This is a genomic window from Streptomyces sp. NBC_01298, assembly GCF_035978755.1.
In the GTDB taxonomy this organism is placed as follows: Bacteria; Actinomycetota; Actinomycetes; order Streptomycetales; family Streptomycetaceae; genus Streptomyces.
The window spans coordinates 570,177-596,886 of the sequence record NZ_CP108414.1 but is presented as its reverse complement, the minus strand read 5'-3'; the positions used below and the strand labels follow the sequence as shown (position 1 = coordinate 596,886).

Sequence of the window (26,710 nt, the reverse complement as noted above, 5' to 3'; positions counted from 1 at the left end):
GTCCGTCTCCTTCTTCGGGGATGGGAGGGAGGGCGAGGGCGCGGGAGGGAGGGCTACACGGCTTGGGGGAAGCGCAGCAGCCGGTCCGGGTCGTAGCGGCGCCGGACCTCTTCGAGGCGGGCCAGGTTCGGCCCGTAGTAGGCCTCGCGCCAGCCGGTCAGCTTCGGGTCGGCGTAGTTCTGGTACGCGGCTCCGCCCGCCCAGGGCCGCAGGTCCTGCCAGAGCCCGTCGAGCCAGCCCTGGTGCCGGACGGTGTCGGCGGCCGGAGCCGCGCCGGGCCAGTAGACGAGGTACTGGGCGAGGAACCCGGCCGAGCGGTGCGCGAAGGCGGTGGCCCGCGCCGGGATCCGGTTGAGGGCCCCGCCGCAGACCCCGTCGAACTGCACCACGCCGAACCCGCCGCGCGGCACGCTCCCGGCGTAGCGCCGCAGGGCGGCCAGGACGGCGGACGCGGCCGCTTCGGTGAGCCCGTCCGGGGCCCAGAAATCGGACCGGGCGGCGTAGGAGTCGCGGCCGAGCCGGCCCTGGGGATCGTGGCCCGGCAGGCTGCCGGGCAGCCGGCACGCGGCGGAGCTCCGGTCCGGGCAGCCGGCCATCGCCCGGACGGTGTCCCCGTAGCCGCGCACGACGGTCCAGCTGTCCCGGGGCGGGCCGCCCACCAGGTCGGACAGCCGGGTCAGCTGCCGTTCCAGCTCGGCGAGCCCGCCGTCCAGGCAGAGCACCCGCACGGCCGGGGCGCCGACCGGGCCGCCGTCTACGGTGAATTCCACCTGGCTCCAGAACGGATCGGGCAGCGCCTCCAGCCAGCGCTGCCAGCCGCGCAGGACGGCGGGGGAGCCGTCGGCGGGCCAGCGCAGTTCCGCGAAGGCGCAGTCGGAGACCGGGTGCGTACGGAAGCGGAATTCGGTGACCACCCCGAAGTTGCCGCCACCGCCGCCGCGCAGGGCCCAGAAGAGCTCGGGCTCGCGGTCGGCCCCGACCTCGCGGACCGTCCCGTCGGGGGTCACGACGGTCATCCCGGTGAGCCGGTCGGAGGTGGCGCCCCAGGAGCGGGAGGACAGGCCCAGCCCGCCGCCGAGGGTGAGACCCGCGATGCCGACGGAGGGGCACAGGCCGGTGGGGACGGCCAGGCCCCGTGCGGCGAGGACGGAGTTCACGTCCCCGAGCCGGGCGCCGGCGCCGATCCGGACGCCGGTCCCGGACCCCGGCGCCGACCCGGGGCCCGGCTCCGACCCGGGGCCCGGCTCCGACCCGGACTCCGGCTCCGACCCGGGCCCCGGCTCCGACCCGGGCCCCGGATCCAGGGCCACCTCCGCCATGGCGCCCGTGTCGATGACGAGTCCGGCTTCGCGGGTGGACCAGCCCGCGTAGCCGTGGCCGCCGCCGCGCGGCACCACGAGGACGGCCGAGCGCCGGGCGAAGTCCAGACAGGCGGCCACGTCCCCCGGGTGCGCGGGGTAGGCCACCGCGCCCGGCCGGACCGCGTCGTAGCGGGGCTGGAAAAGCTGCCGGGCCTCGTCGTAGTCCCGGTCGCCCGGTGTCACCAACCGGCCGTCGAGGGACTGGGCCAGCGCCCCGTAGTCCGGGTCCGCGCGGCGGGGCCCCGTTTGGGGCGCCGTACGGGCCCTCGCGCCGGGGGCCGTCGCGCCGATCGAGGCGAGGACGCCCGTGGCGGCTCCCGCGAGGACCTGGCGGCGGTGGAGGGTCATCCCTCCTTCCTGCCACCGCGCCGCCCGTTCGGGGCGAAGGCGGGCCCACGGGGGCCGGGTTGCCCCCCGAACGGCCCATGCGCGGGCGGCCGGGGCGCCGTCCGGACCCGGCCGCGCCGCGCTCCGCCCGCGGTCAGTACGCGGTCAGTACGCGGTCAGTCCGCCCGGCGGGCCAGCAGGAAGCCCTGCGGGGACTTCTCGGTGGCGTCCGGTTCCCGGACCAGGCGGGCCGTCTCGGTCAGGCCCGCCCCCGCCAGCAGCTCGCTGATCAGCTCGGGCGGGGTCCAGTACACGTCGAGGTCGACCGGATGGCCGTACGCGTGGTCCAGCCGGAGCTGCCGGTCGCCCGCCTTGAACGCGATCAGCAGGTACCCGCCGGGGGCCAGCACCCGGGCGAACTCGGCGAACAGCGCGGGGAGCCCGGCCGGGGGCGTGTGGACGGTGGAGTACCAGGCGAGCACCCCGCCGAGGACCCCGTCCGCGATGTCCAGCGCGGCCATCGAACCGACCTCGAACCGCAGCCCCGGATACGTCCGGCGGGCCACGGCCACCATCGCGGGCGACAGGTCGACTCCGAAGGCCCGTACCCCCAGGCCGTCCAGGTGCGCGGTCACCCGGCCCGGGCCGCAGCCCAGGTCCGCGACCGCCCGGCCGGAGCCGGGCCCGTCCCCGCGCACGTACTCCGCGAAGGCGGCCAGCATCGCCCGGTCCAGCGGTTTGCCCTCCAGCTCCCGGGTGAGCAGTGCGGCGTAGTCGGCGGCGACGGCGTCGTAGGACGACCGGACGGAGTTCAGGTGCGAAGTCGATCCCATGCCATCGGACAGTAGCCGCCCGTGCCCCGGCCTAGGCCGGGGTCAGCGGATTGTCCAGCTCCGCCCACTGGTCGCCCGGCACCCCCGGGCTCAGCCGCATCAGCGTCAGCGCCTTGGTCGGCAGCGGCTGCGTCAGCAGTGCCCGGGTGTCGGCGGTGGACGGCAGGCCGGGCCCGGCCGCCGCCAGGTCCGCCGCGAGCGCGGCGGCCGAACCGGCCGTGGAGCCGAGCGCACCCGCCACCAGCGATCCGAAGAGCTTGCGGCGCAGCAGGGTCACGTCGTCGGTGATCAGCCGCCCCGACAGCGGTGGCGCCGACAGACCGTGGCGGGCCAGCCGGGCCGGGCTGATCCGGATGTCGGCGAGGTCCCGGTACACGAGCCGCAGCGGGGCGCCGTCGGCGGACAGGACGACCAGGAGGTTCTGGCCGTGCGCCTCCAGGGCCACTCCGAGGTCCAGGACCCGCAGGCACACCGACAGCGCGAGGCGGGCGAAACCGGCCCGCCAGGCGTCGGAGCGCGCGTACGGGGTCAGCGCCAGGGCGGCCACGGGCAGGACGCGCTCGCCCGCGCCCCGGTCCGCGTACGCCTCGGGCGGCTCGCGGAGCACGGCGGCCAGGTCCGGGGCGCCCGCGGTGACGGCGCCCAGGGTGCGGGTGATGTGCAGGCGGCCGTCGAGCCGCTCGGACAGGCTCTGGGCGAAGGCGGAGACCGCGGCGGCCGTCTCGATGGAGTAGACGGAGATGTCACGCACGGAGGAGGTGAGGCGGGTGCTGAGGGCGGTCTTGACGTGCGGTCCGCCCCCGGCGGGGGAGAGGGTGCGCAGGGCCATCAGCGGGTGCGCGGCGGGCCCGGGCCGCAGCTCGTGTCCGTTCCCGTTCCCGTCGCCGTGTCCGTTCCCCTGTCCGTTCCCGTCGTCGTGTCCGATCCCTTCCGGCTGCCCCTGTTTCACCACGTGCGCGGCCTGCCAGGGGTGGACCGGTACGAGGATCCGCCCGGCCTCCCGCCACCGGTCCGGCCACTCCCCTGTCACCTGGCACTCGCGGGCCCGTACGACGGCCAGCCCGAGGGTGACCACCGGCCGGTGCTCGGGTGCGTACGCGAGCTGCTCGGACACCGTGAAACCGGGACGGGAGCGGCAGTTGGGGTGGTACGGATGGCCGTCCACCACCCGCTGCTCCCACTCCCAGGCGGCGAGCCCCTGGATGTCGCCGGTCCCGGGATCGGCCGGCTGGCCGGCGCGGGACAGGGCGAGGGAGGCCGTGCTCTCGTCGAGTTCGGCGGCGAACCCCTCCCCGTACGGCAGCCCGAGCGCCGCCACGAGCGGGGCGGCCCGCCGGTAGGGGCGCCCGTCGAGCAGCAGCTCGGTCACGGGTCGCGCGCTCGTACGGACCGCGGAGAAGGTCGTCGCGTACGGGTCGGGGAGGGGGCCTTCCAACCGGGAACCCGAGGCGAGCCGGAGCACGAGCGCGCCGGAACCACGCTCCCGGTGGGTGATCCAGGGCAGCGGCTCGAAGGCGAAGGCCCGCCAGAGCCGGGTGAGGACGGCGGCGCGCGCGCCGGGGAGTGCGGCGGCGTAGGCCGCCCCGAGGCCGGGGCGTGCGCCGGGCGTGCCGGGCGGGCCGGCGGGGGCGGTTTCGGCCGTCGCGGCCAGTGCGGCGGCCACGGCCTCTTCGGCGGCGGGGGCGGGGAGGTGCATGCTGGGATCCAGGGCCCCGGTCCTCTCGGGTGACGTGATGATCACTTCATCATCGCGGATACTGAAGATCACGGCCGGTGGTACGCCCCGCGCACCTCCGGCGCTCCGGCTGGACCGAATGGAATTCGTGGACCTCAACGCCACCGACAACGCCGCCGCCGACACCTTCGCGGCCGCCCCGCTCCTGAACTGCCTCCTGCGGGAGGCCGCCGAACCGGTCCCGCTCACCGGGTCCGCCGGGGCAGGAGCCACAGGGGCAGGAGCCGCAGGGGGGTCCGCGGGCTCCGAGGGTTCCGTGGGTTCCGGGGCTTCGGGGGAGGACGGCTGGTGCGCGTACCGGCTGTCGGGCAGCGGGCGGTTGCTGCGGGTGCGTTCCGGGCGCAGGCCCGAGCGGCCCGAGTTGGGCACCGGGTCCGGCTGGCATCCGCTGACCCACACCGAGCTGGTCAAACTCGTCTCTGACGAACTGCGCCGGTACACCGGGGTGTCCAACGGCGAACTCCCGGTCGAGATCGCCGACAGCCGCGCGACCATCGCCGCGCTGCTGGCCGCCCGGGCGGTCACGCCGCCGCCGGCGGACCCGTACGTCCGGTCGGAACAGTCGCTGGTCATGGGGCACCCCCACCACCCGGCCCCCAAGGCCCGCGGCGGTGGGCCGGCCAACGGCTGGCTGCCGTACGCCCCCGAGGCGTACGCCCGCTTCCCGCTGGCCTTCCTGGGCGTGCGCGAGGACCAGGTGGCCGAGGAAGGGGGCCCTGCGGCGGCGGACGCGATCGACTCGCTGGCGCGGGCGCTCGGCGGACCGCGCCCGCCGGCCGGCTACCGGCTGCTGCCCGCCCACCCCTGGCAGCTCGACCTGGTCGTGGGCAGGCCCGCCGTCCGCGAGGCCCTCGAGGACGGGAGGCTGCTGTCGCTGGGGACGGGGCGGGTGCCGGTCTGGCCGACCGCCTCGATCCGGACCCTCTACGTTCCCGGCGGGACCGGGACCGGGAGCGGGAGCGGGACCGGAGGCGGAGGCGGAGGCGGAGGTGTGAGCGAGACCGGCAGTGGGACCGGTACCAGCAGCCGCGCGGCCCGCGATCTGTTCGTGAAGTTCAGCCTCGACGTGCGGATCACCAACGACGTGCGCCGCCTGTGGCGGCACGACCTGCTGAAACTGCGCCGCACGGACGCCGCGGTCGAGGCGGGCTTCGCGGAACTGCGCCGGTCCGGTTCGGTCGCGGCCTGGCTGCCCGACCGGGGGTACCGGACGGCCGCCTTCGCCTTCGAGGAGCTCGCCGTCCTGGTCCGCGACGGCCTGGCGGCGCACACGGAGCCCGGGCTGACCCCCTTGCTGGCGGCCGCGCTGGCGGAGGGGTACCCGGGCAGCCCGCTGGCGAGAACCGCCGACCCGGCCGAGTGGTGGCGGGCGTACCTGCGCCAGGTGGTGCCGCCCGTGCTGCACCTCTTCGCCCGGCACGGCGTGGTCCTGGAGGCGCACCTGCAGAACACCCTGGTCGCCGTCGATGCCCAGGGCGTGCCCGCGCAGGCCCTCTTCCGGGACGCGGAGGGCGTGAAGCTCCTCCCGGACCTGGACCGGGACGCCGCCTGGCAGCGCCTCGTCTACTGCCTGGTGGTCAACCACCTGACCGAGGTGGCGGGAGCGCTCGCGGAGAGCCATCCGGAGGCGGCCGGGGACCTGTGGCCCGCCGCCCGCGCGGAGTTCCGACGCTGCGGCGAGGCCCACGACCTGCCCGAGGTCGCCGCCCTGCTGGCCGCCCCCACCCTCCCGGCCAAGACCAACCTGCTGCTGCGCTGGACCCGCGCCGACGGTGCGGACTCCCGCTACCTGCCGCTTCCCAACCCGCTGCGGTCCTGAGGGAGCGTGCGGTTCCGGCCAAAGAGGGTCCGGATAGCGGATCCCCTCTCACCGACAGGTATAGACCAATGCTACGTTGGTCGAGCAGACCGCGCAGTCCTTGACCTCCCGTCAGAGGAGAAGCCATGCCCTCCCCTTCGCGGGGCGGCGGCCCGGCCGCCATGCCCAAGTACCAGCGGATCGCCGCAGCGTTGCGGCGCGAGATCGACCTCACCGCACTCACCCCCGGCGCCCGCCTTCCCTCCGAGCGACGCCTCGCCGCCCGCTACGAGGTCAACCGGCAGACCATCAGGGCCGCCCTCCAGTACCTGAGGGAGGACGGCCTGGTCGTCACCGGGCGCCGGGGCACCCGGCCGGCGTTCCCGCCGGCGGAGCGGCAACCCCCGGCTGCGCCCCCGCTGGTGCCCCCGGTGGCGCTCCCGGTGGCGCTCCCGGTGGCGCTCCAGGCGGGCGCCGCGACCGCGGGCCCCGCCCCGGCGGCGCAGGCCGCCCCCGCCCCGGTGGCCCCGCCCGCGCAGGCTCCCGCCGGGGGTCAGGCCCAGGCCTGGCTCACCCTCGTCACCCTGGCTCCGGCGCTCGCCGACCAGCTCGGCATGCGGGGCGGGGAGCAGACCCTGGTCCATCACCACCGCGAGAGCGGCCCGACGGGCCAGACCCGGCGGCACGCGGTGACGTACCTCTGTCCCCGCACCGTCGTACGGACCCCCGAGCTGGCCCGCTACCGGGACCGCCTGGTGGCCGGCGTCCGGGACGAGGACCTGGGTCCCCTGCACCACTGGCTGGAGGGGGCCGCGCGGGCCGGCCGGGTCGCCGAGACCATCACCATGACCCGGACCAACTCGCCCCAGGCCGCGTCCCAGCCCGGCGGCCTCACCGTACGCCGCACCCTGCACGACGCCTCCGGCCGGCTGCTCGCCGTCACCGACCTCGCCTTCCCCACCTGGGACCGGCTGACCTTCGACCGGTCCCCGGCCGCCATCGGCTTCCGGGTGACGTAACGGATGACGCGGCGGGCGGGGTGAAGGGTGAAGCGGCGGCCGGCGCAACGGCCGGTCGGCCGACCGTGCCGCACCGGGCCCGTCAGGGTGAGCGGGGGCGGCGTGCCCGGGTGACGCGCTCGGGGGAGCGGGTGTCGGCGTGGACCGGGCCGGTGGGACGTGCGTTCGTACGCCCATGATCATCTCTCGTCTCGGCCTGGCCACCGGGCTGCTCGCCGCCCTCTCCGCCACCGCCCTCGGACTGCCGCCCGCCCTGGCCGCCGCGCCGGCGCACCCGGCGGCCGAGCCCCCGCCGCCCGGCCACGTCCTGCGCAGCCGCACCATCGACCTCGACCTGGCCGACTACCGCTGGCTGTGCACGGACCAGCCCTTCGGCACCCCCCGCAGGCACACCTTCAGGCCGTTCCCCGACACCTCCGTCGAGGTCGTGGAGTCGGGCGTGGAACGGGACCCCGCGGCAGGCACCGTCCAGTGGAGCGGTGAGGTCGTCAAGCTCGACGGGCACCCGGTCGGGTCCGGGGTGCACCGCCGGGTGGTGCTGTCGACCACCGGAGTCTGCGACCCCGGGGCCAGGCCGGACACCGTCGGGGTGGACGCCCTCCTCGACCTGGGGGAGACGGCGTTCCGCATCGCGCAGCCCCGCAACGAACCGGGGCGGCTGCTGATCACGGAGGAGGACCCCGACCTCCACGTCAAGCCCCCGCAGGACGACGCGGACCCGCAGTACGAGAACCCCGACCCCGCGGTCATCGCGGAGGCGCGCAGGCAGTTGATGACCCGCGCCGCGTCCGCGGAGCCGGTGGTCATCGACATGGTCGTCGGCTACACCCCGCGCGCCGAGTGGGGCATGGGGGGCGAGGAGGCGATGCTCGCACGGATCGCCTTCGCCGAGACGAGCATCAACCACGCCTTCGCCGACAGCGACATCAAGGCGAGCGTGGACATCGTGGCCACCTACAAGGCCAACTACTACGCCCCGGCGGACCAGGAGACCGCGCCGGTCGTCCACGGCCTGATCTCCAACCCGAGGGAGCCCCGGCTGGGCGCCCCGGCCGCGGCGCTGCGCGAGAAGTACGGCGCCGACCTGGTCTCCCTGATGATCGAGGTCCCGAACGGAACGAGCAGCGGGCAGGGCAGCCTGCCGCAGCCGCCGAGCGAGAAGACCGACGACCAGGCGTACTCGGTCGTCGACTACCGGACCGTGGCGCTCTGGTACAACTTCGGCCACGAGGTGGGCCACAACCTCGGGCTGTGGCACGACCGCGCCACCCTGGACGAGCAGATGGGCGGCGCCGACTACCGCCCCTACCTCACCACCCCCTACAGCACCGGCTACGTCACGCCCGACCGCCGGTTCCACACGCTGATGGCCTACTCCTCGGCCTGCGGCGGTCCCTGCACGGCCGTCAACCAGTACTCGAACACCGAGAACACCTGGGACGGGCAGCCGCTCGGCGACGCCTACAACAACAACGCGGCCGTCGCCCGGATCACCACCCCGCTCATCGCCGGCTATCGCGCCCCCACCGAGCTCCGCGGGCGCTACGCCCTGACGCTGGGCGAGGGACTGCGCCCCGACACCTGGGGCCCGTACCGGCCGGGGACCTCGATCAAGGTGACCGCCACCCCGCCGCGCGGGTACCGGATCGCCGCGTGGGAGCTGGACGGGCAGCGCTACGCGATCACCGCGAACCAGGTGAACGTCACGATGGACAAGGCCCACGACCTCAAGGCGGTCTTCGTCCGCGCCTGACCGGGCCGTCCGCGTCTGACCGGGCCCCTCACGCCTGACCGGGCCGTCCGCGAGCCTGCATCGGCCGTTCGGGGCGGTCAATTGTTCGTGTGGACGTCCCCGGTCGTGGTGGAGGTGATGACCGTCCGGCGGCCGAGGTCGCCGGGCGGGATCCCCGGGTGGTGGCCGTCGGGCCGTGCGGAGCCCGGGGAAGCTCCTAGGGCCAGGCGGGAGACGATCCGGTAGCGGTCGCCCCGGTAGACGGAGTGCACGTACTCCACGGGCCGGCCGGTGGAATCGGTGGTGAGCCGTTCGATGAGCAGGGCGGGGGAGAGCAGCGGGACGTCCAGCAGGCCCGCCTCCGCCTCGTTCACCACGGTCGGCTCGATGGACTGCTGGGCCTCGTGGACGTACACGCCGTGGTGGTCGCGCAGGTGCTCGTAGAGGTCCCCGGCCTCCAGCTCCGCGGGGGTCAGTGCCGGTACCAGGTCGGCCGGGATGTGCAGGTGCTCGATGGCCATCGGGGCCCCGTCCACCAGCCGCAGTCGGGCGATGTAGAGCAGGCTCGCGCCGGGGGAGATGCGCAGGCGGCGGCCGATGCGGGCGCCCGCCTGGACGGTGGAGTGTTCCAGGATCCGGCTGGACCAGTGGCCGGCGGCCTGCCGCATCGCGAAAGCCGCCTCGTCGGCGGCCAGTTCCTGGGTGATCTTGGCGGGCGCGACGAACATCCCGCGCCCGTGCTCGCGTACGAGCAGGCCCGTGGCCACCAGCTCGTCCACCGCCGCGCGCAGGGTGGGGCGGGAGACCTCCAGGGTGGCGCACAGGGTGCGTTCCGAGGGGATCGCGTCGCCGGGCCGCCGGATGTCGATGAGCCCCAGCAGGTGCTCGCGGACCCGTTCGCGCTTGAGTACGGATCCTGACGAGTCGGTTGCGTCCTTTGTCATGGCCCGCCCCCATTTCTCTCTGCTCACCTGTCCAACTGGTCATGTGTATCTAACCACTCAGGGGAGGGTGACGCGAGGAGTCCGCCGAAATTTGTGGGCCCGTGCAGGGTTGACGGCGCACGCGGGGCGTGTCACCTTCTAGCCACTCAGCTAACCAATTGGTCAGTTGGTCAACTCCACTCCCTCTCGCATGAGTTGTCAGAGGAGTTGACGAACGGCCAGGTGAGGAATCCCCGAGACCGTGACCGTCGCTGCCGCCGCTGCTGCCGACCCTTCCCTCCCTTCCGACCTCGCGCTCGTCCCGCGCCCCGACTCGGTGACCGTCCTGCCCGGCCGCTTCACCCTGGACCACCGCACCGGACTGCGCGCCGGTCCCGGCGCCGAGGCGGCGGCCGGTCTGCTGCGCGAACTGCTCACCCCCGCGACCGGGTTGCCGCTGGCACCGGACCCCGACGGGCGGATCGCCTTCCTCCTGACCCCGGGCGACACGGCCTCCGCGGGCCCCGGTGAGGAGCCCCTCGGCGCCGAGGGGTACGCCCTCACCGTCGGCCCCGACTCCGTCCTGCTGCGCGCAGCCCGCCCCGAGGGGCTGCTCCACGGGGTGCAGACCCTGCGCCAGCTGCTGCCGCCCGAGGCGCTGGCCGCCGGGCGCGCGCAGCCCCGTACGCCGGCCGCCGGCTGGTCGCTGCCCTGCGTACGGATCACCGACCGGCCGCGGTTCGCCTGGCGCGGAGCCCTGCTGGACGTGGCCCGGCACTTCCAGCCGGTGTCGTACGTACGCCGCTTCGTGGACCTGCTCGCGCTGCACAAGCTGAACGTCCTGCACCTCCACCTCACCGACGACCAGGGCTGGCGGATGCCGGTCGCGGCCTACCCCCGGCTCACCGAGATCGGCGGCCGCCGCGCTGAGACCGCGGGCGACGGGATCCCGCACGAGGGGGCCTACACCCGCGCCGAACTCGCCGGGCTCGTCGCCTACGCGGCCCGGCGCGGGGTCAGCGTCGTACCCGAGATCGAGATGCCCGGCCACGCCCGAGCCGCCCTCGCCGCCTACCCCGAACTCGGCAACCGGCCCGCCGTCAGGCTGGACACGTGGACCCGCTGGGGCGTCTGCGAGAACGTCTTCGGGGTCCACGACGCCGTGCTCGACTTCTGCCGGGGCGTGCTGGACGAGGTCGCGGACGTGTTCCCCGGTCCCTACGTGCACCTCGGCGGCGACGAATGCCCCCGGGTGGAATGGGAACGCTCCCCGGCCGCCCGCGCCCGGGTCGCCGCCGAGGGGCTGCCCGGCCCGGGCGCCCTCCACGGCTGGTTCCTCGGCGAGGCCGCGAAGCACCTGGCCGGGCTCGGCCGCCGCCCGCTCGGCTGGACCGGGACCGGCACCGAGCTGCCCGCCCCGTTCACGGCCCTGGCCTGGCTCGATGCCGACCACGGGCGGGCCGCCGCCCTGCGCGGCCACGACGTGATCATGACTCCCTACCGCTCCACCTACCTCGACTACCCGCAGTCCGCCGACCCCGGCGAACCGCGCGGCCAGGACGGCGGCGTGCTCGACCTGCGCGGGGTCTACGACAACGACCCCGCCCCCGCGCACTGGGAGCCCGAGGCCGCGCGCCGCGTGCTCGGCACCCAGGCGCAGCTGTGGACCGAGTACGCGAGCACCCCGGCCGAGCTCGAATACCTGGCCTTCCCCCGCCTGTGCGCCCTGGCCGACACCGCCTGGTCGGCGCACCGCGACTGGCCGGACTTCCTCCGGCGCCAAGGCCACCACCAGACCCGGCTCGCCGCCCTCGGCGTGCGCGGCCGATCCCTTCCCTCCCCCCACCCCGAGAGGAACGCAGCATGCGCACCCCGACCCACGCCCCCGGCCACACCCCTGACCGTGCCCCCGTCCGCAAGCGCCGTACGGCCGTAGCCCTGGCCCTCGCCCTGACCGCCGGTCTCGGCTCGGCCGCCCTCGGCGCCCTGCCCGCGACCGCCGCGGCCGACTCCGTCAAGGTCCAGTACCGCACCAGCGCGACCGGCGCCACCGCCGACCAGGCGGAGCCCTGGTTCAAGGTGGTCAACAACGGTTCCGGCACCGTCGCCCTGAACCAGGTCTCCTTCCGCTACTACTTCAAGGCCGACAGCCCCACCACCCAGTACCGGTTCGCCTGTTCCTGGGCGGTCAAGGGCTGCGCCAACATCACCGGCACCTTCGGCACCCTGGCCACCCCGACGGCCACCGCCGACCGCTATCTGGAGATCACCTTCACCGGTGGCGCCGGCAGCCTCGCCCCGGGCGCCGACACCGGTGACATGCAGCTGCGCTTCTACCGCGCCGACTGGCAGACGCTGCGCCAGTCCGACGACTACTCCTTCGACGGGTCCCGCACGGCGTACGCCGACTGGGACAAGGTGACCGCCAAGCTGGGCACCGGCACCGTCTGGGGCACCGCGCCCGGGGGCAACGTCCCCGACCCGACGCCGACTCCGACGGACCCGACCCCGACGCCGACCAACCCCACGCCGACCCCGACCGACCCGGGACCGGCCGGAGCCACCCTCTTCGACGATTTCACCTACACCTCTTCCTCGGACCCGGCGATAGGGGCCCACGGCTGGAGCGTGCGCTCCAACGCGGGCGGGCCCGGTGTCCCGGGCGCCACTTGGGCGCCTGAGAACGTCACCTTCGCGGCCGAGGGCGGCAACACGATCATGAATCTGGAGACCTCGACGGCCGGCACCGGCGAGAGCACCAAGCACACCGAGATCCTCACGAAGACGATGAAGTTCAAGAACGGTACGTACGCGGCGCGGGTGAAGTTCTCCGACGCCCCGAAGTACGGCCCGGACGGGGACCACCTCGTGCAGACCTTCTTCCCCATCAACGACCTCAAGGCCCCGCTGGCCGACGACTACTCGGAGTACGACTTCGAGTACCTCCCCAACGGCGGCTGGGGCGAGCCCTCGAACATCCTCTACACCACCTCGTGGGAGACGTACCAGGCCGACCCGTGGGTGGCCGTCAACCAGCACACCGAGTCCCGGCTGAGCTACGCGGGCTGGCACGACCTGGTGCTCACCATCGACAACAGCGTCATCACCTACTACATCGACGGTCAGGTCTTCGGCACGCACGACGCCAAGTACCTGCCCGAGCGGGGCATGTCGATCAACTTCAACCAGTGGCTGATCGACCTCAACGGGCAGCCGGGCTCGACCCCGCGCGCCTACGACCAGAAGGTGGACTACGTCCTGCACGTCAAGGACCAGGTCCTCACCCCGGCCCAGGTCGCGGCCAAGGTCGGCGGCTACCGCACCGCGGGAACGGCCTTCGTGGACACCGTCCCGGGCAGCTGATCCGGCCGGCATCCGGCGGACGTGAACGGAGGCGCGCTCCAGGGCTCTTGGCCCTGGAGCGCGCCTCCTTGCCGTTCAGACCTTGCCGTTCAGAAGCGTGCCGTTCAGAACCGCAGCGCCCACCAGTCGAGGTACCCGGTGTTGCCGGCGAAGGCGTCGTAGACGCGCAGCCGCCACACCCCGTTCGCCGTCTCCGAGGAGGCGTTGACCGAGTACAGCCCGACGAGGTCGCTCTCGCCCCAGTCGGTGTACTCGTCCTTGATCGGGTACGCCGTCCCGTCGGGTGCGATCAGGTCGATCCGCAAGGTGCCGGAGTCCGGGTGCTTGACGGACACCTCCACCTCCAGCTTGGACGGGGCGCTGCCCTCGACCCCGCTGACCGTGATCGGGGACCTGATGGTCTTCAGGTCCCCGACCGCGTAGTCCTTGGTGTTGGATACGCGTTTGGTGACCACCCGGTTCGCCACGCTGCCCAGGTAGAGGGCGCGGTCCGGGGAGCCGGAACCGCGGTCGAGCACGGCCCCGGTGGTGGCCTTGGACTTCAGGTAGGTCGCCACCTGGGCCGGGGTGGCGGTGCGGTTGAGGGACAGGTAGATCGCCGCCGCGCCCGCGACGTGCGGGGAGGCCATCGAGGTCCCCGACATCTGGGTGCTCCACTCGTCGTCCCAGTACACCGCCGAGGTGATGTAGTCGCCGGGGGCGAACAGGTCCACCAGCGAACCGTAGTTGGAGTACGAGGAGCGGGCGTCGTGGCTGCTCGTCGCCCCGACCGTGATCGCCTGGGAGACCCGGGCCGGCGAGTGGGTCGAGGCGTCCTTGTCCTGGTTGCCCGCGGCCACCGTGTAGGTGATGCCCGAGGCGATGGAACCCCGCACGGCCGCGTCCAGGACGCTGTCCGGGTCACCGCCCAGGCTCATGTTCGCCACGGCCGGCTTGACCGCGTGGCGGGTCACCCAGTCGATTCCGGCGACCACCTGCTCGGTCGTGCCCGACCCGCTCGCGTCGAGGACCCGGACGGCCACCACCTTGGCGCGCTTGGCCACCCCGAAGGTGGTGCCCGCGACCGTTCCGGCCACGTGCGTGCCGTGCCCGTGCAGGTCCTCGGCGACGTTGTCGTCGTCGATCGCGTCGTACCCGTACCGGGCCCGCCCGCCGAAGTCCTTGTGGCCGATGTTGACCCCGGTGTCGATGACGTACGCGGTCACGCCCGTTCCGCCCGAAGAGGCGTACGTGTACGCGTTGTTCAGCGGCTGCCTGCGCTGGTCGATCCGGTCCAGCCCCCAGGACGGCGGGGTCGGCTGGGTGGTGTCCAGACGCAGCTTCCGGTTCTGCGCGACCGTGGTCACGGCCGGATCGGCCGCGAGCCGCCGGGCCTGGCGCTCCGTCATCCGGACGGAGAAGCCGTTGACCGCCGAGTCGTACGTCCGGGCGACCGAGCCGCCGAACCGTTCGACCACGGACCGGCCCCGGTCCGTACGGGAACCCGCGCGCGCCGGATCCAGCAGGACGAGGTAGCTGTCGCCGACGGCTCCGGGCGCTCCGGCGTACAGGACCACCCCCTCAGGCTGGTCCGCGGCCGAGGCCCCGGTTTCCGCCCCGAGTGCGAGCGCCGAGGCGAGTGCGAGTACGGCTCCACAGCGCCGTAATAAACGCGATCTCTTGATCATGAATGCAGACCCCCCTGAGTCGTCCGCTCAGAGTGCTGCGTTCACAAGCTCCGCACAAGAGGGCGGCGAGGGAGGACTCGGGCCTCATGGATTGGGGTCCTTCTCCTCTTAGCGACGTCCGTTCACAGAACGGAATCTTTATGTACGAGCCCTTTACGTGCGACCCCCTCCGAATCCGGACGAAAGATCCACCATGAAGAAGACGAAGGCAGCGCTCTGGGAATTCCTCCAGGGCCTGGGCAAGACCTTCATGCTGCCCGTGGCCCTTCTGGCCTTCTGCGGCATCATGCTCGGCGTCGGCTCCTCGCTCTCCAGCCCGGCCGTCTTGCGGAACCTCTCCTTCCTGGACAACGAACCCCTCCAGCTGGCCTTCACCTGGATGTCCAACACGGGACTGGTGGCCTTCAAGTTCCTCCCGGTCCTCTTCGCGATGGCGATTCCGCTCGGCCTGGCGCGCGAGGACAAGGGCGTCGCCGCCTTCTCCGGTTTCGTCGGCTTCGCCTCCATGAACCTCGCGGTCAACTTCTTCCTCACCACGCGCGGCGTGGACTTCGAGGACAAGGGCGAGATCGCGCACTACGGCATCGCCGACGTGCTCGGCGTGAAGTCCATCGACACCGGACTGCTCGGAGCGGTCGCCGTCGGTGTCATCGTGGCCCTGCTGCACAAGCGCTACCGCACCAAGCAGATGCCCGACGCGCTCGCCTTCTTCGGCGGCCTGCGCTTCGTCCCGATCGTCTCCGCCCTGGCCATGAGCATCGTCGGACTCCTCGTCCCGCTCGTCTGGCCCACCCTCGGCGGCTGGATCGCCTCCGTCGGCACGGGCATCGCGCACGCCGGAGTCTTCGGCCCCTTCTTCTTCGGCATGGGCGAGGTGCTGCTGCGCCCCATCGGCCTGCACCACATCCTCGTCGCCCTGTTCCGCTTCACCGACGCCGGCGGAGCCGGGGTGGTCTGCGGGGAGAACGTCAGCGGGGCCCTGAACCTCTTCTACGCCCAGCTCTCCTGCCCCACCCCCTCGGGCGCGGCGCACACCGCGACCCAGTTCCTGTCCCAGGGCAAGATGGCCGCGTACCTCGGCGGTCTGCCCGGCGCCGCGCTCGCCATGTACCACTGCGCCAAGCGCACCATGCGCCCGGAGATCAAGGCGCTGCTCATCTCCGGTGTCGTCGCCTGCGTGGTCGGCGGGGTCACCGAACCGCTCGAGTTCCTCTTCCTCTTCATCGCCCCGTGGCTGTACCTGATCCACGCGGTCCTGGTGGGCCTCGGCTTCCTGGTCTCCGCCGTGCTCGGCGTGTACATCGGCAACACCGACGGCAACGTCATCGACCTGCTGGTCTTCGGAGTCCTCCAGGGCACGACCACCAAGTGGTACCTGGTCCCGGTGATCGCCGCGATCTGGTTCGCCGTGTACTACTTCCTCTTCCGCTGGGCGATCACCAAGTTCAACCTCAAGACCCCCGGACGCGACGACGAGCCCACCGGCCCCGAAACGGCCGACACGGGGGACGCCGCCGACGCGAACGCCCCCAAGGCCGAGCTGGTCGCCGGCAAGTACGACCCGGTCGCCATCCTCGAAGCCCTCGGCGGCCCGGCCAACATCCACGCCCTCGACAACTGCATCACCCGCCTGCGCATGACCGTCGGCGACGCCGCGCTGCTGGACGACGCCCGGCTGAAGAAGCTCGGAGCCATCGCCGTGGTCCGGCTCGACGAGCACAACGTGCAGGTCATCATCGGCCCCCAGGTGCAGTCCGTGAAGGACGCCATCGCCGAGCTCACCCCGGTCGGCTGACATGGAAGACGCGTACGACTTTGACGTGCCGGTCGACCGGCACGGCACCTGGTGCACGCAGTGGGACTACGTCGAGGACCGCTTCGGGGTGCCCGACCTGCTCCCCTTCACCATCTCCGACATGGATTTCGAGACCGCCCCCGAGGTGCTCGCCGCCCTGCGCGGCCGCCTGGAGCACGGGGTCCTCGGTTACTCCCGCTGGCGCCACGAGGACTTCCTCTCCGCGGTCCGGCACTGGTACGCCACCCGCTACGACACCCCCGTCGACGTGGACCGCATCGCCTACGCCCCCGCCGTCCTCTACCAGGTCGGCCGGATCCTGGACCTCTGGTCCTCGCCCGGTGACGGGGTCGTGGTCCACACCCCGGCCTACGACGCCTTCCCGCGCCTGCTCGCGGCCCGCGGCCGGGAGTTCCGCGGGGTCCCGCTCCACGACTGGGACGCCCTGGAAAGGGAGTTGGCCCGCCCCGACACCAGCGTGCTGCTGCTGTGCTCCCCGCACAATCCCACCGGACACGTGTGGAGCGGGGCCGAGCTGGAGCGGATGGCCGCGCTGTGCGAGCGGCACGGGGTCGCGGTGATCAGCGACGAGATCCACTCCGATCTCGCGCACGCCCTGTACCGGCACCGCCCGTGGGCGCTGCACGGCCGCCCGGGCGGCCGCTGGGCGATCGTGACCTCCGCTTCGAAGTCCTTCAACATTCCCGCGCTGACCGGCAGTTACGGGATCTTCGGCGACGCGGAGTCCTGTGGGCGCTACCTCACCCTGCTCAAGGACGCCGACGGGCTGTCCTCCCCGGCGGTCCTCTCCGTCGCCGGACACATCGCGGCGTACCGCGAGGGCGGGCCCTGGCTCGACGCACTCAACGCCTACGTCGCGGGCAACCTGGACCTGGTGCGGGAGCGGCTTCTGCGGTCCTTCCCCGAGCTGGACTGGCAGCCGCCCCAGGCCGGCTACCTCGCCTGGATCGATCTCCGGCCCCTCGGAGTTCCCGACGAGGTGCTCCAACGTGAGCTGATTCATACCGAGAAGGTGGCGATCATGCCCGGAACCGCCTACGGGCCCGAAGGCGCGGGCTTCGTACGGCTCAATGTGGGCTGCCCGCGCGCCAAGGCGCAGGCCGGTGTCGAGGCCTTGATCCGGGCCCTGCGCACCACCTCGGGCGCCCCCGGGGGAGCGGCCCCCGAAGCCGCTCCGGCAACCGCCACCGGGCCCGCGGCCGAGGGGAATTGACCGGTCGGTCGAGGGTGCTGTGGCCGGACGGCCGATGTGCGACCGGAACGGGGCCTGCTGCAAATATGGCCGGGCCCCGGCCGGTTGATCTAGGAGGAAGGGAACTGGGGAACGGATCCGGAACCGGCTAGGGTGTACGCCCATCAAGGTCCTGCGCCGCAAGCCGACCAGCCCAAGGAGCGACCCCGTGCCCATGCCCGCCCCGTTCTCCCATACCGCCGGCCCCCCTTCCGGCCCCCTGCCGGGCTCCCTTTCCGGGGCCCTGCCCGGTCCGCGCACCGAGTCCCTTTCCGGGGCCGTGCCCGGCGCCGTGTCCGGTTCCCAGCCCGGATCCCTTCCGGGTGCCCGGGCCGGTGCCCGCACCGGGCGCCGCCCCGGCCCCTGCGCCGGCCGGCTCGCCGTGCCCGCCCCCGCCCCCGCCGTGCCCGCCCCCGGCCCCGCCGCCCCTGTTACCGGCCCCGCCGCAGACCGGGGCCCCGCCGCGGAGCCCGCCGCCACCGCGCTCCCGCCGCGGATCGCGGAGCCCCGCGAGGTGGCCCCCGCGGACGCGCGCGAGCTGACGAGGCTCTTCTTCCGCCGGCTCCACGAGCTCGACGAGGGCACCCCCGAGTACCGGTACGTCCGCGAGACCCTCATCGAGATGAACATCTCGCTCGTCCGGTTCGCGATGCGCCCCTTCCGCGGCCGCGGCGACGGAGGCGACCTCGACGACCTGCTCCAGGTCGGCACCATAGGCCTGATCAAAGCCATCGACCGGTTCGACCCGGCCCGCGAGGTCGAGTTCGCCTCCCTCGCCATGCCGTACATCACAGGCGAGATCAAGCGGCACTTCCGCGACACCAGTTGGGCGGTCCGCGTACCGCGCCGGCTCCAGGAACTGCGCATCGACCTGGCCAAGGCGAAGGAGGAGCTGACCGCGCTCCTCGACCACCCGCCGACGGTCGCCGACCTCGCCGCACACCTCTCGCTCACCGAGGAGGAGGTCATCGAGGGGCTCGTCGCCGCCAACGGCCACACCAGCGGCTCCCTGGACGCCCCGGGCTCCGAACGGGCCGACGGCCGGACCGAGGGCCACAGCCTCGCCGAGACCATGGGGGCCGAGGAGCCGGCGCTGGAGCGCGTCGAGGACATCCAGACCCTGGCACCGCTGCTGGAACGCCTCAGCGACCGCGAGCGGCGCATGCTGTCGATGCGCTTCGGCGAGGAGCTCACCCAGGCCCAGATCGGCGCCGCCCTCGGCATCTCGCAGATGCAGGTCTCGCGCCTCCTGACCCGGGTGCTCGCGCACCTGCGGGCCTCGATGCTCGCCGACCCGGAGGGCCCCGAAGCCGCGGCCCCGCAGGAAGCGGAATCCGGTTGCGCGGGCGTGGTCGTGGATGCGGGCGGCGACGCAGCGTAAGTGACATGACTCACTTCACCGTTTGCAGAGGTTAAGTGCGGGCATCAGCGCTGCTGGAGCGGACTCGTCCGCCGGCCGACAGCGGCCGGGGCGCGGGTGACGGGCGGATCCCGTCGCGCTCCACGGCCCGCCGGCCGCACGCACGCCGGTGGGTCGTCTTCGGTACGACCCTTGAGGTGTATGTGTCCACGCTCATAGCCGAGCACGTGTACAAGGTGTTCGGTAAAGGACCCGACAACGGAGCGGCCGTCGCGAAAGCGGTCCGCGCGCTCGAAAGCGGCGAGACCGACCGCGACGAGCTGCGCGCCGAGGGTACGACGGCGGCGGTGATCGACACCTCGTTCCGCGTCGAGCCCGGCCAGATCTTCGTCGTCATGGGTCTGTCGGGCTCGGGCAAGTCCACCTTGCTGCGCATGCTCAACGGCCTGCTGGAGCCCACCGCGGGCCGGATCCTCTTCGACGGCGAGGACCTCACCGCCCTCTCGCCGGCCGAGATGCGCCGCGTGCGCTCCACCAAGATCAGCATGGTCTTCCAGCACTTCGCCCTGTTCCCGCACCGCGACGTGCTGGAGAACGCCGGCTACGGCCTGGAGGTCCAGGGCGTCCCCCGGGCCGAGCGCGAACGGCGGGCCGCCGAAGCGCTGGCCCTCTGCGGGCTCGGCGGCTGGGAGAAGTCCTGGCCCGACGAGCTGTCCGGCGGCATGCAGCAGCGCGTGGGCCTCGCCCGCGCCCTGGCCACCGACGCCGACCTGCTGCTGATGGACGAGTCCTTCAGCGCGCTCGACCCGCTGATCCGCCGCGACATGCAGGACCAGCTGCTCGAACTCCAGAAGAGCCTGGGCAAGACCATCGTCTTCATCACCCACGACCTCAACGAGGCCATGCGGCTCGGCGACTCCATCGCCGTCATGCGCGACGGCCGCATCGTCCAGCAGGGCACGGCCGAGGACATCCTCACCCGCCCCGCCGACGACTACGTCGCCTCGTTCATCCAGGACGTGGACCGCTCGCGGGTGCTGACGGCCGACGCCGTCATGACCGGAGCCGCCGGCGGCCGGCCCGACTGCGGCTGCCCCACCGTCTCCGCGGGCACCCCGCTCGCCGACGTGTGCGCCGTCAGCGCCCGCGTCCCGCACGACGTGACCGTCACCGGTGACGACGGCTCCGTCCTCGGCTCCGTCCCGCAGGGCCGCCTCGTCGCCTTCATCGGCGACGAGCGACGCGCCGCGCTGGACTGCACGGAGGTGGCGGCCTGATGCCCCGCCTGAACCTCGGATCCTGGGTCGACAGCGGTGTCGACTTCCTCCAGAGCCACCTGTCCTGGCTGTTCGACGCCATCGCCACGCTCGTCACCGGGCTCTACGACGGCATCGAAGCCGTCCTGAACGCGCCGAACCCGCTGCTGCTGGCCGGCATCCTCGCCGTCGCCGCCTGGTGGCTGCGCGGGCTGCTCGCCGCCCTGCTGGCCTTCGCCGGCTTCGCCCTGGTCGACTCCGTCGCCCTGTGGCCCGAGGCCATGTCCACGCTCGCGCTGGTCCTGGTCGCCACCCTGGTCACGCTGGTCTTCGCGATCCCGCTGGGCATCTGGGCCTCGCGCTCCGACAAGGTCAGCGCCGCCATGAAGCCCGTCCTGGACTTCATGCAGACCATGCCGGCCATGGTCTACCTCATCCCCGGCATCATCTTCTTCGGGGTCGGCGTGGTGCCCGGCATCATCGCCACCATCATCTTCTCGCTGGCGCCCGGCGTCCGGATGACCGAACTCGGCATCCGCCAGGTCGACGCAGAACTGGTCGAGGCCGCCGAGGCCTTCGGCACCACCCCGCGCGACACCCTCGTACGGGTCCAGCTCCCGCTGGCGCTGCCCACCATCATGGCGGGCATCAACCAGGTCATCATGCTCGGCCTGTCCATGGTGGTCATCGCCGGCATGGTCGGCGGCGGCGGCCTCGGCGGCGCCGTCTACCGGGCCATCGGCAGCGTGGACATCGGCCTCGGCTTCGAGGCCGGCATCTCCATCGTCATCCTCGCCATGTACCTGGACCGGATGACCGGCGCCCTGGGCCGCCACGTCTCCCCGCTCGGCCGCCGCACCCTCGCCAAGGCCCGCTCCGCAGCCACCGGCACCGCCAAGGTGTGGAGCCACCGCCCGCAGCCCGTCTTCGCCGTGGCCTCGGCCGTGGTGCTGGCCCTGGTCGCGGGCAGCATCGGCATCTTCGGCGACTCCGGGAAGTCCCAGGTCAACGCCGCCGGCGGGGCAGGCGTCGAGAACATCGGCAAGGGCCGCAAGCTCAGCATCGGCTACATCCCGTGGGACGAGGGCATCGCCTCCACCTTCCTCTGGAAGGAGCTCCTGGAGCGCCGCGGCTACCAGGTCGACGCCCGCCAGCTGGAGCTCGGCGCGCTCTACACCGGGCTCGCGGGCGGCCAGGTCGACTTCCAGACCGACGCCTGGCTCCCGTCCACGCAGGCCGAGTACTGGAAGAAGTACGGGAACAAGCTCGACGACCTCGGCTCCTGGTTCGGACCCACCTCGATCGAGCTGGCCGTCCCCTCCTACGTGAAGGACGTCAAGACCCTCGCCGACCTGAAGGGCAAGGCGGGCCAGTTCAAGGGCCGGATCATCGGCATCGAGCCCAGCGCCGGCGCCATGGGCCTCCTCAAGGACAAGGTGCTGCCGCAGTACGGGCTCGACGGCGAGTACAAGATCGTCGACGGCTCCACCCCGGGCATGCTGGCCGAGCTCAAGCGGGCCTACGAGAAGAAGGAGCCCGTCGCGGTCGTCCTCTGGTCGCCGCACTGGGCGTACGCCTCCTACGAGCTGACGAAGCTCGGGGACCCGCAGGGCGCCTGGGGCAAGGGCGACGGCATCCACAACGTCGCCCGCAAGGGCTTCGCGGCCGACGAGCCGAAGGTCGCCCAGTGGCTGAAGTCCTTCAAGCTGACGGAGGCCCAGCTCACCGGCCTGGAAGCCAAGATCCAGGAATCGGGCAAGGGCAAGGAACAGCAGGCCGTACGCGCCTGGCTGGCCGAGCACCCCGAGGTCGCCAAGCTCGCCTGAGCGAGGGGGGGCCGGTGTCGCGGAGAAGCTTCTACGAGGCTCCGCGCACCGGCCCCCCGGCTCAGGGGGTGATTCAGCGGGCCGTGAGCGGTTCGGGCGCCGGCCGCGGCACGGGTTCCGCCGCCGGCTCCCGCACGTCGCGGCCGGGCCCGACCGGCCACCACAGGGAGCGGCCCAGCAGCGAGGCCAGGGCCGGCACCAGCACGATCGACAGCACGAACGCGGACAGCAGGATCCCGAGGCCCGTCGCAAATCCGATCTGCCGCGTCGTGGACCCCGGGCTCGCGGCCAGGCTCCCGAAGGAGAACGCCAGCACCAGGCCCGCGGTCGCGATGGCGGGCGCCGTGTGGCGCACGGCCCGGGCCACGGCCGCACGGGCCGGACCGGGCCGGTCCATCTCCTCCCTGATCCGGTCGGTGATCAGGATGTTGTAGTCGGTGCCCAGCGCGACCACGAACAGGAACAGCACCAGCGGCAGCGAGAAGTCCACGCCCGGCCGGCCCGCCGCGTGCTGGAACACCAGCGTCGAGGCACCCAGCGTGGCCACGAAGCCCAGACCCACCGCGAGCATCAGGACCACCGGCGCGAGCAGGCTGCGCAGCAGCAGGAACAGGATCAGCGCGATCAGCGCCGCCGCCACCGGGAAGACCACCTTCAGGTCCTTGTCCACCGCGGACGCGATGTCGGAGAAGATCGCCGCCGTACCGCCGACATGGGCCTCGGTACCGGGGGGCCGGTGCGCGGCCACCGCTTCCCGGACCGGTCCGGACACCAGGTCGCGGGCCTCCTGTCCGTGCGGATCGGCGGTCGGGAACACGTCGATGCGGGCCGCCCGGCGGTCCTCGCTCAGCACCGCCGGTGCCACCCGGCCCACTCCGCCGACCGAGGCCAGCGCGCGGGAGAGTCCACCGAGGCGCTCGGCCGTCAGCGTGCTCCCGTCGGAGGCGGTCACGAACACGCCGGCCGGATCCGACACCCCGGCGGGCAGCGCGCGGGCGATCTCGGCCGCCGTGGCCGCCGCGGCCGTACGCCCCCCGTCCGCGCCGCTCTGCCCGTAGTCCACCCGCATTCCGACCGTCCCCGCGGCCAGCGCCCCCAGCAGGGCCACCGAGGCGAGCACCAGCATCAGCGGCCGCCGCGCCACCAGGCCGCCCGTCCGCGCGGCCACGCCCTCGCGGGGCTCCCGCTTCAGCGCCCGCGAGGGCCAGAACATCCTGCGGCCGGTGACCGCGAGGATGGCCGGCATCAGGGTCAGGCTGCCGAGCAGCATCACCAGTACGGACACGGCGATGGCCGGGCCCAGCACCCGGAACTGGCCGAAGGTGGCCACCGCGAGGGTGGAGAACGCGGCGACGATGGTCAGCGCCGCACAGGTGATCGCCGTACCGACCCGGCCGGCGACCTCGGCCGCCGCGGCCCGGCCCGACTGCTCCGGGTGCTCGCGCACGTGCTCGCGGAAGCGGAAGAGCAGGAAGAGGAAGTAGTCGATGCCGATGCCCACCAGCACCACACTGATCAACTGGGGCGTGGACGCGTCGAGGTCGATGCCGGTCAGCAGCGCGGCGCCGACCACGACCCCGGCCGCCGCTCCGCCGATGATGGTGACGGCCACCAGCGGCAGCAGCGCCGCCAGAACGCCGCGGAACACCAGCACGTGCAGCAGTACGATCACCGCGAGCATCACGGCGCCCACGATCTTCGACCGGGTCTCCTCCGCGTCGGCGGTGTCCACGGTGTCCGCGAGCCCGGCGGTGAACCCGGTCCGCAGACCCGCCTCCGCCAACTCGGCCCGGGTGTGGTCCCGGAACGCCCGGTACAGGTCCTGCATGCCGGGATCCATGGGATTGCCGGTCAACTCGACCGACAGCAAGCGGAAGCTCCGGTCCGGGGCCGTCATCGCCGGGCTGATCCGGGGCAGCTGGGAACGGTCCTGCACCAGGAAGGGCGGGGTGTCCTCGGGCCGCGGCATGACGATCCGCTGCCGGGTGAGCTTCGCCGCCTCGGCGTCGATCCTGCGCTCGTCGGCGGCGGTCAGCGGCGCACCGTCGGCGCGGGCCACCAGCACGGTCAGGGGGTTGGCATCGGGCTCGACCCCGAAGTGCTCCTCCGCGACCTCGAGCGCGGCCGCCGAATCGTAGGAGGCCGGAAGGAACGCGCCGGCGCTCGGCTGCGTGGCGCGGAAGACCAGAGCCTGGCCGAGGATCGTCAGGGCGATGCCCAGTACGGCCCAGAGGGCTATGACCTTCCATGGACTTCGGGTGGCGAAGGCGGTCAGGGCGCGGATCAAGGAGTCCTCCGTAACGGGGCGGCGGCCGGGGGTCCCCGGCCTGCTCACCAGCTCATCACCGGCCGCGTCCCCGAACGTCGGGTCCCGGGAGGAGCTCTCGTCCGGGACCAGAGACCGGTGCGGGCCCCGACCAGGACTCCGGTCCTGGTCCGCCCTCCTCCTCGGGGCCCACGGTCCGCGGGCCGCGCGATGGGAGGATGGGAATATGCCGATGACCACGACGGACGACCTGCGCCCCGAGGGCGCCCGGCCCTTGAGCGGGGCCCGGCCCTTGAGCGGGGCCCGGACTCCGAACGGGGCCCGGACTCCGAGCGGGGCCCGGACTCCGAACGGGATTTGGATCCCGAACGGGGTCCGGGCCCTGAACTGGACCCGCAACGACGCCCTCGTGGCCATCGCCGCCGCCGTCGTGGACCTGGTCGGCTATGCGTTCGGCGCGGCCGGGAACGGCCGGCCCCTCTCGGTGTCCGCCCTCGTCCTGGTGGTCCTGACCGCGCCCTGTCTGCTGGCCCGGCGGGTCAGGCCGGTCGCCGTGCTCGGCGCCGTCCTCGCCCTCGGCGTGGCGCTGAACCTGATCACGGCACAGGGCCCGCACTTCTCCGCGGGAGCGACCGTCGCGCTCTACTCCGTGGCCCGCGTGCGCGGCCCGGCGGTCACGGCGGCGGCCGCCCTGGCGGCCGTGCCGCTGACGGTGGTCGGCAGCGGCTCCGGCGGCACGACCGGGTACATGGGCCTGCTCGGCAACACCGTCGCCGTCCTCCTCGTCGTCGCCGCCGCGCTGCTGACGCGCCGCTGGCACCAGGAGACCGAGGCCAGGCGCATCCTGCTCGCCGAGCGGGCGGTGGCCGACGAGCGCCGCCGCATCGCCCGCGAGCTGCACGACATCGTGGCGCACCACATCACCACCATGCAGCTGATGGCCGGCGGGGCGCGGGCCAACCTCGCGCACGACCCGGGGGCGGCCCGCGAGGCCCTGGTCACCCTGGAGGGTTCCGGGCGGATGGCGCTGCGCGAGATGAGGCAGCTCCTCGACGTGCTGCGGGCGGGGGAGGAGCCGGAACACACCCCGCCGGCCCCGCAGCCCGGTCCCGGCGACCTGGACCGGATCGTCGCCGAAGCCGGGCTCGGCGGCCTGGAGACCGGGTTCACGGTGGACGGACCGGTCCGCCCGCTGCCGCCGGCCCTCGGCCTGACGGTGTTCCGCATCGTGCAGGAGTCGCTGACCAACGCCCGCAAGCACGCCGGGCGCACCCGGGCCCACGTACGGCTGACGTATCGTCCGGACGAGGTGACGGTGGAGGTCCGCGACGAAGGGTCGGGGGACCGGCCCGCGCGGCCGGCTCAGGCTTCCGGTTACGGTCTGATCGGCATGCGCGAACGGGTCGCCCTGCAGGGCGGCACCCTGGAGGCGGCCGCCCTGGCCGGCGGCGGATTCCGGGTGGCGGCGCGCCTGCCGGCGCCGCCCGGGCCGGACGCGTCCGGGGGAGAGGGAGAGGAAGAACGCGGATGATCCGTGTGCTCATCGCGGACGACCAGCCGCTCGTCCGGCGGGGCCTGGCGCTGATCCTGGCCCCCGAGCCGGAGTTCGAGGTCGTCGGCGAGGCCGGGGACGGCGCCGAGGCGGTCGCCCTGGCGCAGCGGCTGCGGCCCGACGTGGCCGTCATGGACATCCGGATGCCGGTCCTGGACGGGGTCGGGGCCACCGCGGAACTGTCCGGGCTGCTGCCGCGGTGCCGGGTCCTGGCGCTGAGCACCTTCGACATGGACGAGTACGTGGTCGCCGCCCTGCGGGCCGGGGCCTACGGGTTCCTGCCCAAGGACGTCTCCCCGGAGGAACTGACCGCCGCGATCCGGACCGTCCACACCGGTGAGGCCGCCGTGGCGCCGCGCCTGCTGACCCGGCTGATCTCCACGTACGTACGGATCCCCGAGCGGCCCGCCCGCCCGACGGCCGGAGTCCCGGCCGGACTCACCCCGCGGGAGCGGGAGATCTGGCGGCTACTGGCCACCGGACACGACAACACGGAGATCGCCGCGGAGCTGGACATCAGCGTCTCCACGGTCAAGAACCACATCACCGGCCTCTTCTGCAAGCTGGGGGTCCGCGACCGCGCCCAGGCGGTCATCGCCGCGTACGAATCGGGTGTGGTGGAGGTCGCCGAAGGGCCGCGCTGAG

The 26,710-nt window shown here is 73.4% G+C and carries 18 protein-coding genes; 12 read left to right on the top strand and 6 right to left on the bottom strand.

Annotated features, from left to right (window positions below; all coding sequences use genetic code 11):
* Positions 1-53: 53 nt before the first annotated feature.
* From OG730_RS02620 to OG730_RS02610, 3 genes are all read right to left on the bottom strand, one after another.
* A complete protein-coding gene (locus OG730_RS02620) occupies positions 54-1,709 on the bottom strand; it encodes an FAD-binding oxidoreductase (protein ID WP_327302582.1) in 1,656 nt (551 codons plus the stop codon).
* 155 nt (positions 1,710-1,864) lie between these two features.
* Positions 1,865-2,521 carry a class I SAM-dependent methyltransferase gene (locus tag OG730_RS02615; RefSeq protein WP_327302581.1) on the bottom strand — a complete coding sequence of 219 codons (657 nt, stop codon included), beginning with the start codon at positions 2,519-2,521 and terminating at the stop codon, positions 1,865-1,867.
* Between the two features lie 31 nt (positions 2,522-2,552).
* The gene (locus OG730_RS02610) at positions 2,553-4,217 is read right to left on the bottom strand and encodes an IucA/IucC family protein (protein ID WP_327302580.1); all 1,665 of its coding nucleotides are present in this window, start codon (positions 4,215-4,217) and stop codon (positions 2,553-2,555) included.
* 118 nt (positions 4,218-4,335) lie between these two features.
* On the opposite strand from OG730_RS02610, the gene OG730_RS02605 reads away from it, so the two are divergent.
* The 3 genes from OG730_RS02605 to OG730_RS02595 all read left to right on the top strand — a co-directional run bounded on the left by OG730_RS02605 (position 4,336) and on the right by OG730_RS02595 (position 8,826).
* Positions 4,336-6,075 carry an IucA/IucC family protein gene (locus OG730_RS02605; protein WP_327302579.1) on the top strand — a complete coding sequence of 580 codons (1,740 nt, stop codon included), beginning with the start codon at positions 4,336-4,338 and terminating at the stop codon, positions 6,073-6,075.
* A 125-nt stretch (positions 6,076-6,200) separates the two neighbouring features.
* Positions 6,201-7,073 (top strand): winged helix-turn-helix domain-containing protein, encoded by an 873-nt coding sequence (locus tag OG730_RS02600; RefSeq protein ID WP_327302578.1) that lies wholly within the window; start codon positions 6,201-6,203, stop codon positions 7,071-7,073.
* A 175-nt stretch (positions 7,074-7,248) separates the two neighbouring features.
* Entirely contained in the window at positions 7,249-8,826 is a 1,578-nt protein-coding gene (locus tag OG730_RS02595) for a reprolysin-like metallopeptidase (RefSeq protein WP_327302577.1), read from the top strand.
* Positions 8,827-8,903: 77 nt separating this feature from the next.
* Here the strand turns inward: OG730_RS02595 and OG730_RS02590 are convergent, their stop codons facing one another.
* Complete coding sequence (locus tag OG730_RS02590) at positions 8,904-9,749, bottom strand: GntR family transcriptional regulator (protein ID WP_327302576.1); 846 nt, start codon at positions 9,747-9,749, stop codon at positions 8,904-8,906.
* Between the two features lie 241 nt (positions 9,750-9,990).
* On the opposite strand from OG730_RS02590, the gene OG730_RS02585 reads away from it, so the two are divergent.
* Together OG730_RS02585 and OG730_RS02580 are read left to right on the top strand one after the other, a co-directional pair.
* Positions 9,991-11,664 carry a beta-N-acetylhexosaminidase gene (locus OG730_RS02585; RefSeq protein ID WP_327302575.1) on the top strand — a complete coding sequence of 558 codons (1,674 nt, stop codon included), beginning with the start codon at positions 9,991-9,993 and terminating at the stop codon, positions 11,662-11,664.
* On the top strand, positions 11,592-13,091 hold the full coding sequence (locus tag OG730_RS02580; RefSeq protein WP_327302574.1) for a cellulose binding domain-containing protein: 1,500 nt from the start codon (positions 11,592-11,594) through the stop codon (positions 13,089-13,091). The genes OG730_RS02585 and OG730_RS02580 overlap by 73 nt, the downstream gene beginning before the upstream one ends.
* Positions 13,092-13,195: 104 nt before the next feature.
* Here the strand turns inward: OG730_RS02580 and OG730_RS02575 are convergent, their stop codons facing one another.
* Positions 13,196-14,758: a S8 family serine peptidase gene (locus OG730_RS02575; protein ID WP_327302573.1), complete on the bottom strand. Its 1,563-nt coding sequence runs from the start codon at positions 14,756-14,758 to the stop codon at positions 13,196-13,198.
* Between the two features lie 193 nt (positions 14,759-14,951).
* Between OG730_RS02575 and malX the strand changes: the two genes are divergently transcribed.
* The 5 genes from malX to OG730_RS02550 all read left to right on the top strand — a co-directional run bounded on the left by malX (position 14,952) and on the right by OG730_RS02550 (position 22,247).
* A complete protein-coding gene (gene malX / locus OG730_RS02570) occupies positions 14,952-16,553 on the top strand; it encodes a maltose/glucose-specific PTS transporter subunit IIBC (RefSeq protein WP_327302572.1) in 1,602 nt (533 codons plus the stop codon).
* 1 nt (position 16,554) lies between these two features.
* Entirely contained in the window at positions 16,555-17,787 is a 1,233-nt protein-coding gene (locus tag OG730_RS02565) for a MalY/PatB family protein (RefSeq protein WP_327302571.1), read from the top strand.
* A gap of 421 nt (positions 17,788-18,208) precedes the next feature.
* Positions 18,209-19,186, top strand: coding sequence for a SigB/SigF/SigG family RNA polymerase sigma factor (locus tag OG730_RS02560; protein WP_327309129.1), 978 nt, complete (start codon positions 18,209-18,211; stop codon positions 19,184-19,186).
* Between the two features lie 182 nt (positions 19,187-19,368).
* Positions 19,369-20,442, top strand: coding sequence for a quaternary amine ABC transporter ATP-binding protein (locus tag OG730_RS02555; protein ID WP_327309128.1), 1,074 nt, complete (start codon positions 19,369-19,371; stop codon positions 20,440-20,442).
* Positions 20,442-22,247 (top strand): ABC transporter permease/substrate binding protein, encoded by a 1,806-nt coding sequence (locus tag OG730_RS02550; RefSeq protein ID WP_327302570.1) that lies wholly within the window; start codon positions 20,442-20,444, stop codon positions 22,245-22,247. Before OG730_RS02555 ends, OG730_RS02550 begins: the two co-directional genes overlap by 1 nt.
* 73 nt (positions 22,248-22,320) lie before the next feature.
* Here OG730_RS02550 and OG730_RS02545 read toward each other — a convergent pair whose 3' ends face one another.
* On the bottom strand, positions 22,321-24,534 hold the full coding sequence (locus OG730_RS02545) for an MMPL family transporter (RefSeq protein WP_327302569.1): 2,214 nt from the start codon (positions 24,532-24,534) through the stop codon (positions 22,321-22,323).
* A 205-nt stretch (positions 24,535-24,739) separates the two neighbouring features.
* Between OG730_RS02545 and OG730_RS02540 the strand changes: the two genes are divergently transcribed.
* Together OG730_RS02540 and OG730_RS02535 are read left to right on the top strand one after the other, a co-directional pair.
* Positions 24,740-26,044, top strand: a complete 1,305-nt coding sequence (locus tag OG730_RS02540) for a sensor histidine kinase (protein ID WP_327302568.1) — start codon at positions 24,740-24,742, stop codon at positions 26,042-26,044.
* Positions 26,041-26,709 (top strand): response regulator, encoded by a 669-nt coding sequence (locus OG730_RS02535; RefSeq protein WP_327302567.1) that lies wholly within the window; start codon positions 26,041-26,043, stop codon positions 26,707-26,709. The genes OG730_RS02540 and OG730_RS02535 overlap by 4 nt, the downstream gene beginning before the upstream one ends.
* The last annotated feature ends 1 nt before the right edge of the window (position 26,710 follow it).